At 66.0% G+C, this 13,849-nt stretch carries 11 protein-coding genes; 9 read left to right on the forward strand and 2 right to left on the reverse strand.

Annotated features, from left to right (window positions below):
• The 5 genes from JQ507_33455 (at position 1) to trmB (ending at position 5,368) form a co-directional block, all read left to right on the forward strand.
• Positions 1–1,113, forward strand: coding sequence for an HlyC/CorC family transporter (locus JQ507_33455; GenBank protein QRI69699.1), 1,113 nt, complete (start codon positions 1–3; stop codon positions 1,111–1,113).
• The gene (gene lnt, locus JQ507_33460; GenBank protein QRI69700.1) at positions 1,110–2,723 is read left to right on the forward strand and encodes an apolipoprotein N-acyltransferase; all 1,614 of its coding nucleotides are present in this window, start codon (positions 1,110–1,112) and stop codon (positions 2,721–2,723) included. The genes JQ507_33455 and lnt overlap by 4 nt, the downstream gene beginning before the upstream one ends.
• Positions 2,724–2,983: 260 nt before the next feature.
• On the forward strand, positions 2,984–3,400 hold the full coding sequence (locus JQ507_33465) for a helix-turn-helix transcriptional regulator (protein QRI69701.1): 417 nt from the start codon (positions 2,984–2,986) through the stop codon (positions 3,398–3,400).
• A gap of 73 nt (positions 3,401–3,473) precedes the next feature.
• A complete protein-coding gene (locus JQ507_33470) occupies positions 3,474–4,631 on the forward strand; it encodes a M20 family metallopeptidase (GenBank protein ID QRI69702.1) in 1,158 nt (385 codons plus the stop codon).
• Positions 4,628–5,368, forward strand: coding sequence for a tRNA (guanosine(46)-N7)-methyltransferase TrmB (gene trmB, locus JQ507_33475; GenBank protein QRI69703.1), 741 nt, complete (start codon positions 4,628–4,630; stop codon positions 5,366–5,368). Before JQ507_33470 ends, trmB begins: the two co-directional genes overlap by 4 nt.
• 113 nt (positions 5,369–5,481) lie before the next feature.
• Here trmB and JQ507_33480 read toward each other — a convergent pair whose 3' ends face one another.
• Complete coding sequence (locus tag JQ507_33480; protein ID QRI69704.1) at positions 5,482–6,324, reverse strand: phytanoyl-CoA dioxygenase family protein; 843 nt, start codon at positions 6,322–6,324, stop codon at positions 5,482–5,484.
• A gap of 129 nt (positions 6,325–6,453) precedes the next feature.
• Positions 6,454–7,524 carry a DUF2336 domain-containing protein gene (locus tag JQ507_33485; protein ID QRI69705.1) on the reverse strand — a complete coding sequence of 357 codons (1,071 nt, stop codon included), beginning with the start codon at positions 7,522–7,524 and terminating at the stop codon, positions 6,454–6,456.
• 347 nt (positions 7,525–7,871) lie between these two features.
• Here JQ507_33485 and rimP point away from each other — a divergent pair, with 347 nt between their 5' ends.
• The 4 genes from rimP to infB all read left to right on the forward strand — a co-directional run bounded on the left by rimP (position 7,872) and on the right by infB (position 13,790).
• A complete protein-coding gene (gene rimP / locus JQ507_33490) occupies positions 7,872–8,660 on the forward strand; it encodes a ribosome maturation factor RimP (protein QRI69706.1) in 789 nt (262 codons plus the stop codon).
• A gap of 3 nt (positions 8,661–8,663) precedes the next feature.
• A complete protein-coding gene (gene nusA / locus JQ507_33495; GenBank protein QRI69707.1) occupies positions 8,664–10,277 on the forward strand; it encodes a transcription termination/antitermination protein NusA in 1,614 nt (537 codons plus the stop codon).
• 15 nt (positions 10,278–10,292) lie between these two features.
• Positions 10,293–10,979 (forward strand): RNA-binding protein, encoded by a 687-nt coding sequence (locus JQ507_33500; protein QRI69708.1) that lies wholly within the window; start codon positions 10,293–10,295, stop codon positions 10,977–10,979.
• Between the two features lie 108 nt (positions 10,980–11,087).
• The gene (gene infB / locus JQ507_33505; protein QRI69709.1) at positions 11,088–13,790 is read left to right on the forward strand and encodes a translation initiation factor IF-2; all 2,703 of its coding nucleotides are present in this window, start codon (positions 11,088–11,090) and stop codon (positions 13,788–13,790) included.
• Positions 13,791–13,849 lie beyond the last annotated feature (59 nt).

The raw sequence follows: 13,849 nt of genomic DNA on the forward strand, positions 1-13,849 counted from the left end.
ATGCCGGATTCCGAACCGACCCACGACAATCCGCGCAACGTGAGCAACCTGCCCGCCGTGGTGCATGAGGGCGAGGTGCAGCGCCCGGCAGCCGAAGGCTGGCTGGTACGCGCGATCCGCACGCTGTTCGGCTGGAAGGCCGGCTCGGTGCGCGACGATCTGCAGGTGGTGCTCGACGCCTCGACGCCCGACGACGTCGGCTTCTCGGCAATCGAGCGCACCATGCTGCGCAACATACTCTCGCTCAACGAGCGGCGGATCGCCGACGTCATGATTCACCGCGCCGACATCGTTGCGGTCAAACGCGACATTCCGCTCGGCGAATTGATGAGCCTGTTCGAGAGCGCGGCGCATTCGCGGCTCGTCGTCTACAACGAAACCCTCGACGACCCCGAGGGCATGGTGCACATCCGCGACCTGCTCGCCTTCATGACCGCGAAGGCGCGCGTCACCGATGCGACCAAGACGAAGCGCAAGAAGCCGTTTCCGGCCGGACTCGACCTGCGCAGCGTCGATCTCGCGCTGCCGCTGGCCGAGGCCCATATCATCCGCAAGCTGCTCTATATCCCGCCGTCGATGCGCGCGATCGACCTGCTGGCGCAGATGCAGGCCTCGCGGATCCATCTCGCGCTGGTGGTCGACGAATATGGCGGCACCGACGGGCTGGTGTCGATCGAGGACATCGTCGAGCAGATCGTCGGCGAGATCGACGACGAGCACGATTCCGACGAGCCGCCGTCCATCGTTCGCCAGCCGGACAACTCCTTCATCGCCGACGCGCGCGCGAGCCTCGACGATGTCCGTTCGGTGATCGGCGAAGACTTCGTGACCGGCGAGGCCGGCGAGGAGGTCGAGACGCTGGGCGGCTATCTGGTGTCGTTCGTCGGCCGCCTGCCGGTGCGCGGCGAGGTGATTTCCGGTCCCGGCAATTACGAGGTCGAGGTGCTCGATGCTGATCCGCGGCGGGTCAAGCGGGTGCGGATCACGACGCGCAAGGAACGGCCGGCGCCGCGCAAGGAACGCGAGCGGCGCCGCGAGCAGGCACCGGACTCCGGAAACCCGCAGGCCAATGACAACATGCCGCCGCCCGGCGAGGGAGCCGGTCCGCAGTGAGGCTGTCAGACAAACTCCGCTCGGTCGGGCTTGCGATCATTTTGACCTGGGGATGGAAGCGCGCGGTGCTCGCGCTCGCAGCCGGCGCGTTGTCCGCGCTGGCGATGGCGCCGTTCAACGCTTGGCCGGTGCTGTTCCTGACCTTTTCCATCGCGGTCTGGCTGATTGACGGCGCTGCTGCCGGACGCTGGCGCGGCGTGCCCGCCGCAGCGTTGTCCGGCTTCTGGTTCGGCCTCGGCTATTTCGTGCCGGGGCTGTACTGGATCGGCTACGCTTTCTTCGTCGATGCCGACACCTTCGCCTGGCTGACGCCGTTCGCGGTGCTCGGCCTCCCCGCCTATCTCGCTTTGTTCACCGCCTTCGGCTTCGCGCTGGCACGGCTGATCTGGCCGCGCGACGCCTCGCGCGTGCTGGCGCTTGCGGTCGGCTTGACCATTTCAGAGTGGTTGCGCGGCCATCTGCTCAGCGGTTTTCCGTGGAATGCGTTCGGCTACGCGCTGACCGAGCCGCTGGCGCTCGCGCAGGCCGCGTCGCTGATCGGACTGTGGGGCATGACGTTCCTGGCCGTCGCGATCTTCGCAAGCCCGGCCGTGCTGATCGACGGCGCCTCACGCGGCCGCAAGCCGTGGCGTGCGCCGGTGGCAGCGGTGCTGGTCCTCGCCGCGATGCTGGCATTCGGCGCAGTCCGCCTCTCGCAGCAGCCGACCAGCATGGTCGCCGGGGTCAAGCTGCGCATCATGCAGCCCGATTTGCAGCAGGATGCCAAGTTCAACTACTCCGCCAAGGCGGCGGTGATGCAGAAATATCTCACTCTGTCGGATCGCGCCTCCGGACCGCATTCGACCGGCGTGAGCGACTCCACCATCCTGATCTGGCCGGAATCCGCGTTTCCGTTCTTCCTGACCAAGGAAGCCGACGCGATGGCGCAGATCGCCGATCTCCTGCCGAAGGGAACCGTGCTGATCACCGGCTCGGTGCGCGCGCCCGATCTGCCGCCGAACGTCCGCATCACCCGCGCCTATAATTCGATCTATGTCATCGACCATGACGGCAGCGTGCTCGCGGTCTACGACAAGCTGCACCTCGTCCCATTCGGAGAATATCTGCCGTTCCAGGACTGGATGGAGAAGCTCGGCCTCGTGCAGCTCACCAAGGTGCAGGGCGGCTACATTCCCGGCACGATCCGCCGCACGCTCGACATTCCGAATGCGCCGCGCGCGCTGCCCTTGATCTGCTACGAGGCGATCTTCCCAGGCAATGTCGTGAGCCGCGACGAGCGTCCCGGCTGGATCGTCAACGTCACCAATGACGGCTGGTTCGGGATTTCGACCGGCCCCTATCAGCATCTGCAACAGGCCCGGCTGCGCTCGATCGAGGAAGGCCTGCCGCTGGTGCGTGCCGCAAACACGGGCGTCTCGGCCGTCATCGACCCGCTCGGGCGGATCGTCGCGCAACTCGGGCTCGGCGTCGAAGGCGTGCTCGATGCCGGCCTGCCGGCGGCGATCGCGCCGACGATCTATGCGCGTGCCGGGAACATCCCGGCCGCCGTGATTGTGTTGGTTGCCCTCGCAATCGTATTGCGGAGACGTTTTGTCAGGCGAAAAGCCTGATCCTGCATATCGCCGGTTGTCGCGAACCCGAAAAAACGTCGAAATTTACCTCAGCGCGATTCCACCAGTTGACAGATCGACCGTGCACTTCGCATTGTACGGGTCCACGCGAAATCACAAGCCAAGTCAGCCCCTTTGCGCAAATTGTCCGCATTTCGTCCCGATCCTCCTTGCAGGATTTGACGGCACCGGCGCCTGAGGCATACTCCACGTCCAACTTGCCTCACCCCCGGGCGCGCAATCCCTTAGGAGAGTTGGAGATGTCCACCAAAGCGCCCAATCCTGTTGACAAATATGTCGGCAGCCGCGTCCGTATGCGACGCATCATGCTCGGCATGAGCCAGGAGAAACTGGGCGAGGCGTTAGGCCTGACGTTCCAGCAGGTGCAGAAATACGAGAAGGGCACCAACCGTGTCGGCGCCAGCCGGCTGCAGCAGATCTCCGAGATCCTGCAGGTGCCGGTCTCTTTCCTGTTCGACGGCGGCCCGAGCGGCGTCAAGACCGCCGACGGCTTCAGCGAGGGCTCCTCGCCGGCCTATGTGTCCGATTTTCTGGCAACCGCCGAAGGCCTGGCCCTGACCCGCGCGTTCACGCGGATCGCGGACGCCAAGCTCCGCCGCAGCATCGTCGAACTGGTCGAGCAGATCGCGGCGCGCGAGGCTGCCGAACAGGTCTGATTCAGCCTTATCCGTTTGAGAGATCATCAAATCTGGAATATGTCATTCCGGCGCACGCCGAGGCGTGCGCTGAATGACAAAGCAATTCGCAGGCGACGACAACAGCATGTCCAGCAACCCGTTCGAAACCGCTGCTATCCTCGACGGCATTCGCCGCTGGGTCGAGATCGAATCGCCGACGGAGCGGCCGGATCAGGTCAACAGATTGGCTGATCTCGTCGCCGCGGGCTATCGCGACCTGCCGGCCACCGTCGACCGCGTTGCGGGACGCGACGGCTGCGGCGATCATCTCGTCGCGCGCTCGTCCTGGGGGCAGGACGCCCCGGGCATCCTGGTGTTGAGCCATCTCGACACAGTTCATCCGATGGGATTCATCGAACGGTTACCATTCAAGATCGACGGCGACGTCGCGTTCGGCCCGGGCATCTACGACATGAAGGGCGGCGCCTATCTCGCCTACCATGCGTTCCGGCGGATCTGCGCCGATGACGCGCGCCCGCCGCTCGGCATCACCCAGCTCTACGTGTCGGACGAGGAAATCGGCAGCCCGACCTCGCGCGCGCTGATCGAGGCCGAGGGCCGCAAGGCGAAATACGTGCTGGTGACCGAGCCGGCGCGCGACGGCGGCAAGATCGTCACCGGGCGCAAGGGCGTCGCGCGGTTCGACGTCTCCATCAAGGGCGCGCCTGCGCATGCCGGCACCCGCCCCGAAGACGGCCGCAGCGCGATCCGGGAACTCGGCAATGTGATCCAGACGCTGGAGGCGATGAACGATCTCAAACGCGGCGTCACCGTCAATGTCGGCGTGGTCCGCGGCGGCACCAAGCCGAATGTGATCGCCGAAGAGGCCTATGCCGAAGTCGACATGCGCGTGCCGACCATGGCCGACGCCGACGAGCTGGTGCCGAAGATCCTCGGCATCACCTCGCGCACCGAGGGCGTCAGCGTGAAGGTGACCGGGGAACTAAACCGTCCGCCCTATGAGAAGAGCAATGCCGGCGCAGCGCTCTACGAACACGCCCGGGAGCTTGCGACCGAACTCGGCTTCGAGCTGCTCGATGTGTTCACCGGCGGCGGCTCCGACGGCAATTTCACCGCACCGCATACTGCAACCCTCGACGGCCTCGGCGTCGACGGCAAGGGCGCACACACCCATTACGAGCAGCTCTACATCTCCTCGATCGAGCCCCGCGCGCGCCTGCTCTACCGGCTCTATCAGACGCTGCGATGACACCGGCTCCGAACGACACCAACGATCGCGATTGCCCGGAGGACGGCGCGATGGCCCATTCGCGCGGCTCGTTCTTCGGGCGGCGCAAGGGCCACAAGCTGCGTTCGCACCAGGCCGACCTGATCGACAATCTGCTGCCGCATCTTTCGATCGACATTTCGGCGCCCGCGCCCGCGGCGCTGACCGAATTGTTCGATGACGGCATCGAGAATGTCAGGCTAGAGATCGGCTTCGGCGGCGGCGAGCATCTGATCGCGGAAGCGCAGGCCTTTCCGAACATGGGCTTCATCGGCTGCGAGCCCTATGTCAACGGGATGGCGAAGATCCTGACCCAGATCGAGGCACAGAATATCGGCAACATCCGCCTGTTCGCCGGCGATGCGGCGGAACTGCTGGCCTGGGCCCCTCCGCGCTCGCTCACGCGCATTGACCTCATTCATCCCGATCCCTGGCCGAGGCGGCGGCACTGGAAGCGGCGCTTCGTGCAGGATGCGACGGTCGCCGCGATGACGCGGCTGCTGCCGCCCGGCAGTGAGTTCCGCTTCGTCAGCGACATCGACGATTACTGCGCCTGGACGCTCGCGCACCTGATGCGCTCGCCCGACTTCGCCTGGCTCGCCGAGCGCGCGATCGACTGGCTCGAGCCGTGGCCGAACTACACGATGACGCGCTACGGCGCCAAGGCCGAGCGCGAAGGGCGCAAGGCGGCGTATCTGAGGTTTCGGCGATTGGGCTAATCGTCATTCCGGGGCGCGACGAAGTCGCGAGCCCGGAATCCATTGCGCCACATGCGCCGACGGAGAAATGGATTCCGGGCTCGCGCCAAAAGGCGCGCCCCGGAATGACGAGATTATCCCTGCCCCGCCATCCGCGCCTTCCTGACGTCGGTCGCCTCCCACACCATGCGCTTGCCGCGCTCGCGACCGAGCAGTTCGATCGGATCGTGATTGTCGATGTGGCCGAACTGGCCCTTGTAGACGCTGTAGCCGCACAACTCTTGCAAGCGGCGCGGGAAGCGCGCCGCGGTCTCGCGCGGAATGCCGAGCTGCAAATTCTCCTGCTGCCGCATCCAGCCCCAGCAATAGGCGCAGGAGAATGCGAAGCGCCTGGTGTCGCTGGTGTTGGCACCGCCACCATGCCACAGCGCAGAGTCGAACAGCATCACGCTGCCGGCCGGCATGGTCGCGGTGACCGCGTCGTAGTGCTTGCCATATTCCGGCGACGAATCGAATTTGTGGCTGCCAGGGACGATCCGCGTCGCGCCGTTGTCGTCGCGGAAATCGGACAGCGCCCAGATCGCGTTGATCGTGATCGGGATGTGCGGCCGCGGGAGCGGAATCAATTGGGTGTCTTCATGAATCGGCTGCGCCACCTCACCGGGGCCGAGCACCAGCGAGCAGAACGACGACAGCAGGCATTCCTTGTCCAGCACGCGTTCGACCACCGGCAGCACGTTCTCATGCAGCGGCACCTCCCAGAACAGATCGTCATAGGCCAGGAGGTTGTTGATGCGCAGCGTCTTGAAGCCCTCGAACGAGGTCCGGGCAAGGCCGAGATTGTGCTCGCGCTCGATCCGCAGGACCGCCGCCTTCAATCCCTCGACCAGCTCCGGCGAGGCGGCGCGCTCGATCACGGTGTATCCGTCGTCGCGGATCCGTGCGGCGTGCGATTGAATGTCGGCGTCCGTCAGCATGGCGATCTCCCGTTGGCGCTGTGTCGCGCCTTGCGGAAAGCATAGCTGTCGGCATGGAGGCTTGGAAAGCGCCTTGACGGCAGCAATCCATTTGTCGCCGCGCGGAAAATGAATTGCGACGCGAACGATTTATCGCGACTTCCAGAAATCCACGACGCGCTGCGCAGTGGATGGCATCAGGCGGACGAAGTTCACCCGCGCACCTTCGATATCGGCCGGCGACGGCACGCGGTTGGGCCCGAGCCGCATCAGGATCAGGGCGCGCACGGTCGGCCATTCGAAGCCGATCGTCTTGCTGGCGATCAGGATCGGGTCGTAGCGGTCGCCGGCGATCAGGCGATCGAGCGTGACGATCTTCACGGCGGTCATCGCGGCGAGCGCGGCCACGCATTCCTCATATTTGAAGGCCTTTGCGAAGCCTGCCACCGCGGCCTCGTTCAATTCGCCGGCGCGATGCAGCGCCAGGATCGTGCGCTGCGCGGCGGCGAAGTCGCGGCCCTCGACCTGCGCGACGACGCCCTCGATCTCGCTCATCGCCAGCTTGATCTCGGCCTGCCGCTCCGGCTTGGCGACGACTTGCAGCCGCCGGCGGATCACGTCGATCGAACCGGCCAGCAGGCTCTTCAGATGTTCGGGCGGAAGATCGTCGCGGCGGCCGATCCGCAGCGTCAGCACGCCATCCTGGCCGGCGCGCCGCACCAGCGTCGTAAAGGACGCGTCCGAGAACGCGGCCCCTTCATTGCCGGCCGCACATCGGATCACATCGCGATCGCCGCGGCGGACGATGACATCGGTCAGCGCGGTCGAAAGCCGGGATCGTTCGGCCATCGCCAGCAGATGACCCTGGCCCTTGGCATTGGCGATCTCGACCAGCACCTTGTCGTCAATCACCGGCGATTTGCGCAGCACCGGCCCCGCGATCGCGACCTCGTCCTCGCGGGCGAGTTGCCCGACCAGGTGGCGCGGCGCGTTGGTAAGCGGCGCGAGCCGTTCGGCGAGATCGATCCGCGCCGCCAGCTCTGCGTGCGGCACCAGACTGGTCAGCACCCCGTCGAACAGGTCGATGTGGTCGGGACGGAAGCTCGCAGCGCCCTGCAGGAACAATTCGCCGAGCCGCCGCGCGGCCTCGGCGCGGCGCTTGGGGTCGCCACGGCGAACGATGTCGTCGAGTTCCGGGATCAGCGCGGGCGCTGTCGTCATGAGCCTTGTCCAACCGGCGACTTCTGCCGATTTTCGGCAATCTATGGTCCCGTTCGTAAACGGAGGGTTAGGTCGAACCTGCACCCGGGGAGGGGCAAAATCGCCTTCCGCCCGGTCCGGAGGCCTTGCCGGACCCCGGCAAAAGGGCTATATCCAGCGCAACTTATGGTATCTCATACGATCGCGTAGGAGAGTGGGCCCCCCGGGACCCGCTCTTTTTTATTACCTGACGGGACCCAGCGAGGCCGGATCCAGTTTGGGTAGCGTTAGCGGCCCCTTAAGGCCACCTGAACAACACAACAGACCTCAGACAAACCTGTAGACCTAGACAGCCTTTGACACTGGATATGACCGATCCGACCGCCACGTCCGTGGACACCGAACTGCTCGCCGAGCCGAGGCTCGTCGTCGAGCCCGGGGTCGCGGCGCGCGTCGCCGCGGTCGCAGTCCCGGTGCTGCAGGGCATGGGCTATCGCCTGGTGCGCATCAAGGTCTCGGGCGACGCCGGCTGCACCGTGCAGATCATGGCCGAACGGCCCGACGGCTCGATGCAGCTCGAGGATTGCGAGGCGATCTCGCGCGCGCTGTCGCCGGTGCTCGATGTCGCCGACCCGATCGAGCGCGCCTACCGGCTGGAAATCTCGTCGCCCGGCATCGACCGCCCGCTGGTGCGCCGCTCCGACTTCGAGCGCTACACCGGGCATCTCGTCAAGATCGAGATGGCGGTGCCGCACCAGGGCCGCAAGCGGTTTCGCGGCCTGCTCGCCGGCGTCGAGGGCAATGCAGTACGCGTCAAGCGCGACGATCCGCGTCCGACCGAGGACGCTGAAGTCCTGCTGGTGATGGAAGACATTTCAGACGCGCGGTTGGTGCTGACCGACGAGCTGATCGAGGAATCGATGCGCCGCGGCAAGGCCGCCGAGCGCGAGCTGCGCCGCGAGCTCGGCCTCGCGCCGCCGCAGCCGGCCCACGCCAAGAAGAGCGATCCGGCGAAGAGCCAGAAGCCGAAACCCAAGCCCGATCAAAAGCCTGGTCACAAGCCCGACAAGAAGCCGGCCCCGACCAATACCAAAAAGCACCGCCTGGCCGCCGAGCGCGCGCGCCGTGGCGAGATCGATCCATTCGAAGGAGACTAAGCCATGGCAGTCAGCGCCAACAAACTCGAACTGCTGCAGATCGCAGACGCAGTTGCGCGCGAAAAGTCGATCGACCGCTCCATCGTGATCGCGGCGATGGAAGACGCCATCGCCAAGGCCGCCCGCGCTCGCTACGGCAGCGAGACCGACGTCCATGCCGAGATCGACGCCAAGAAGGGCGAATTGCGGCTGACCCGCCACATGCTGGTGGTGGACGTCGTCGAGAACTCCTCCAACCAGATTTCGCTGTTCGACGCGCAGCGCGCCAATCCGGGCGCCCAGGTCGGTGACACCATCGCCGACACGCTGCCGCCGCTGGAATATGGCCGCATCGCGGCGCAGTCCGCCAAGCAGGTGATCGTGCAGAAGGTGCGCGAGGCCGAGCGCGACCGGCAGTACCAGGAATTCAAGGACCGCATCGGCGACATCGTCAACGGCATCGTCAAGCGCGTCGAATATGGCAGCGTGATCGTCGACCTCGGCCGTGGCGAAGCGATCGTACGCCGCGACGAGATGCTGCCGCGCGAAGTGTTCCGCAACGGCGACCGCGTCCGCGCCTTTATCTTCGACGTCCGCCGCGAGACCCGCGGTCCGCAGATCTTCCTGTCGCGCACCCATCCGCAGTTCATGGCGAAGCTGTTCGCGCAGGAAGTGCCGGAAATCTATGACGGCATCGTCGAGATCAAGGCGGTCGCCCGCGATCCCGGCTCGCGCGCCAAGATCGGCGTGATCTCGCGCGATTCCTCGGTCGACCCGGTCGGCGCCTGCGTCGGCATGCGCGGCTCGCGCGTGCAGGCCGTGGTGAACGAGCTGCAGGGCGAGAAGATCGACATCATTCCGTGGTCGCCCGACATCGCGACCTTCGTCGTCAACGCGCTGGCGCCGGCCGAAGTCGCCAAGGTCGTGATCGACGAAGACCGCGAGCGCATCGAGGTCGTGGTTCCCGACACCAACAACCAGCTGTCGCTGGCGATCGGCCGCCGCGGCCAGAACGTCCGCCTCGCCTCGCAGCTGACCGGCTGGGACATCGACATCCTGACCGAGCAGGAGGAGTCGGAGCGCCGCCAGGCCGACTTCGAGAACTCGACCCGCGTATTTATGGAAGCGCTCAATGTCGACGAGGTGGTCGGCCAGCTGCTCGCCTCCGAAGGCTTCACCTCGGTCGAGGAACTGGCGATGGTCGACGTCAAGGAACTGGCCGGTATCGAAGGTTTCGACGAGGAGACCGCCACCGAGCTGCAGACCCGCGCCCGCGAATATCTGGAGCAGCTCGAGGCCGAACTGGAAGCCAAGCGCAAGGAACTCGGCGTCGAGGACGCCATGAAGGACGTCCCCGGCATCACCGGCAAGATGCTGGTGAAGCTCGGCGAGAACGACGTGAAGACCGTCGAGGATCTCGCCGGCTGCGCCACCGACGATCTGGTCGGCTGGACCGAGCGCAAGGAAGGCGGCGAGCCGACCAAGCATGCCGGGTTCCTCGATGGCATCGAGATTTCGCGCGACGAGGCCGAGTCGTTGATCATGCAGGCCCGCCTCAAGGCCGGCTGGATCACCGAGGCCGACCTCGCCAAGCCTGCCGAGGAGGCCGACGCCGCCGAAGCAGAAACGGCGTCGTAAGGAGATGACCTACGGATGCTCGCTCAGGCTGACCCCGATCTCGACGATGGGCCGCGGACACAGAAGTCCGCGACCACGCGGATGTGCGCGGTCAGCCGCGAGGTGCGTCCGATCGACGAGCTGATCCGGTTCGTCGTCGCGCCCACGGGCGAGGTGATCCCGGATCTGAAGCGCAAGCTGCCCGGCCGCGGATTATGGATTTCCGCGTCGCGGCGCAGCGTTGCGGAAGCGGTCCGCCGTCACCAATTTAGCAAGGGATTCAAGCGCGATGTCCGTGTCGCGCCGACCCTTCCCACCGACACCGAGGCACTGCTGGTGCGCAGCGTCACTGAGGCCCTGGCGATGGCCGCCAAGGCCGGTCAGGTCGTCGCGGGCTTCGGCAAGGTCGAGGACGCACTCAACCGGAACGAAACTGCAGCCCTGATCCACGCTTCCGACGGCGCAGCGGACGGAATCCGCAAATTGGACGCGATCGTCAGGCAAAGGGGCGAAAAACGTGGTGAATCGCCGGTAATGGCCGTCGTCAATGTTTTGACGTCGGAAGAATTGGATTTGGCACTTGGGCGGTCAAATGTGATACATGCTGCGCTGCTCGCGGGCCCAGCGAGCAAGACGTTCCTGTCGCGCTGCCAGATGCTGGTCCGATACCGGATGGCCGACGACGACAAGACCGCCGAAGCGGCCAGAAATTCCAGAGCGTGATCCAGGAAGGCGGACGCCGTCTTTCCGACCGGACCATGCTCAGCAAACGACGACACGTTGAAGGATTTGTGCGGCAAACGCACAGCGAAACGAGATTAGGACTGCTGAATGGTTGATACCAAGACCCCTGGCGACAAGACTTTGAGTGTCCCGAGCAAGACGTTGTCGCTGAAGCCGCGCGTCGAGACGGGCACCGTGCGCCAGAGCTTCAGCCACGGAAGGACCAAGCAGGTCGTGGTCGAGAAGCGCGGCAAGCGCCGCGTCGGTGGCGATGGTCCCGGCGAGGCGCATGCGCCCGAGCCCGTGGTTGCAAAGCCGGTGGCTCCGGCCCCCCGGCCGCCGCAGGGCCGCCCCTCCGGCCCGCCTCCCGGCCAGCAACAGCGCAACACCCGCTCCGGCGTGGTGCTGCCGACCCTGACTGAAGACGAGCGTTCCGCGCGTGCCAGCGCGCTGGCCGATGCCCGCCAGCGCGACATCGAGGAGCGCCGCCAGGCTGAAGAGGAGGCCAAGCGCCGTGCCGTCCGCGAAGCTGCGGAGAAGGCAGAGCGCGAGGCCGCCGAGGTCCGCCGCAAGGCGGAAGAAGAACGTCATCGCCACGAGGAAGAGGCCAAGCGCAAGGCCGAGGTCGAGGCCAAGCGCCGCTTCGGCGAAGGCGAGGCGAAGCCCGGCGCGGCGCCCGCCGCTGCACCGGCCAGACCCGCGACATCAGCACCTGCTGCATCTGCTCCGGCCGCCCGTGCGCCCGCAGCACGCCCGACGACCACCACAACCGCCCGCACACCGGCCTCTGCGCCGAGGCCGGCGGCGGTTGCGGCCGGGCCCGACGAAGACGAAGGTCCGCGCATGGTGCGCCGCCCCGGCGGCGCCGTGCGCCCCGTCGCGGCTCCGAAGACCACCCACAAGCCCGGCCCGCAGAAAGAGCGCGGCCGCCTCACCCTGACCACTGCGCTCAACGCCGACGACGTCCGCGAGCGTTCGATCGCCTCGTTCCGCCGCCGCACCCAGCGCCTGAAGGGCCATGCGTCGAACGAACCCAAGGAAAAGCTGATCCGCGAAGTCACCATCCCGGAAGCGATCACGATCCAGGAACTCGCGAACCGCATGTCGGAGCGCGCGGTCGACGTCATCCGCATGCTGATGAAGCAGGGCGCGATGCACAAGATCACCGACGTGATCGATGCCGACACCGCGCAGCTGATCGCCGAAGAGCTCGGCCACAGCGTCAAGCGCGTCGCCGCGTCCGACGTGGAAGAAGGCCTGTTCGACGTCGTCGACAATTCCACCGATACCGAGCCGCGGTCGCCTGTCGTCACCGTCATGGGTCACGTCGACCACGGCAAGACCTCGCTGCTCGACGCGCTGCGCCACGCCAACGTGGTGTCGGGCGAAGCCGGCGGCATTACCCAGCATATCGGCGCCTATCAGGTGACCTCGCCGGAGACCGGCACCAAGATCACCTTCATCGACACGCCCGGCCACGCCGCATTCACCGCGATGCGCGCCCGCGGCGCCAAGGTCACCGACATCGTCGTGCTGGTGGTCGCGGCCGATGACGGCGTGATGCCGCAGACGATCGAAGCGATCAACCACGCCAAGGCGGCCAAGGTGCCGATGATCGTGGCGATCAACAAGATCGACAAGCCCGATGCGCGGCCGGAGCGCGTGCGCACCGAATTGCTGCAGTACGAGGTGCAGGTCGAATCGCTCGGCGGCGACGTCGTCGACGTCGAGGTCTCGGCCAAGAACAAGACCAATCTCGACAAGCTGCTCGAGATGATCGCGCTGCAGGCCGAAATCCTCGACCTCAAGACCAATTCGGAGCGTCCGGCGGAAGGCACCGTGATCGAAGCCAAGCTCGATCGCGGCCGCGGTCCGGTCGCGACCGTGCTGGTGCAGCGCGGCACGCTGCGCGTCGGCGACATCATCGTGGCCGGCGCCGAGATGGGCCGCGTCCGCGCGCTGATCTCCGACCAGGGCGAGAATCTCGAAGAGGCCGGTCCGTCCGTGCCGGTCGAGGTGCTCGGCTTCAACGGTCCGCCGGAAGCCGGCGATCGTCTCGCCGTGGTCGAGAACGAAGCCCGCGCCCGCCAGGTCACGAGCTATCGCGCGCACCAGAAGCGCGAGAATGCGGCTGCCTCGATCTCCGGCATGCGCGGCTCGCTCGAGCAGATGATGTCGCAGCTCAAGACCGCGGGCCGCAAGGAGTTCCCGCTGATCGTCAAGGCCGACGTGCAGGGCTCGCTGGAAGCGATCCTGGGCTCGCTGGAGAAGCTCGGCACCGACGAAGTCGCCGCCCGCATCCTGCATGCCGGCGTCGGCGGCATCTCGGAGTCCGACGTCACGCTGGCGGAAGGCTTCAACGCCGCGATCATCGGCTTCTCGGTCCGAGCCAACAAGGAAGCCGCGGCCGCCGCCAAGCGCAACGGCATCGAAATCCGCTACTACAACATCATCTACGACCTCGTGGATGACATCAAAAAGGCGATGTCCGGCCTGCTCGCGCCCACGCTGCGCGAAACCATGCTGGGCAACGCGCAGATCCTGGAAGTGTTCAACATTTCCAAGGTCGGCAAGGTCGCGGGTTGCCGCGTCACCGACGGCACCGTGGAACGCGGCGCCAACGTTCGCCTGATCCGCGACAACGTCGTGGTGCACGAAGGCAAGTTGTCGACGCTGAAGCGCTTCAAGGATGAAGTGAAGGAAGTGCAGTCCGGCCAGGAGTGCGGCATGGCCTTCGAGAACTACGGCGACATGCGCGTCGGCGACGTGATCGAGTGTTACCGTATCGAGACGATCCAACGCTCTCTGTAAGTCCAAATCTTACGAAGCTCAGCGTTGGGTCCATTTAACTGAAATGCGCCGACGTGGCC

It is taken from the genome of Bradyrhizobium sp. PSBB068 (genome assembly GCA_016839165.1).
Lineage (GTDB): Bacteria > Pseudomonadota > Alphaproteobacteria > Rhizobiales > Xanthobacteraceae > Bradyrhizobium.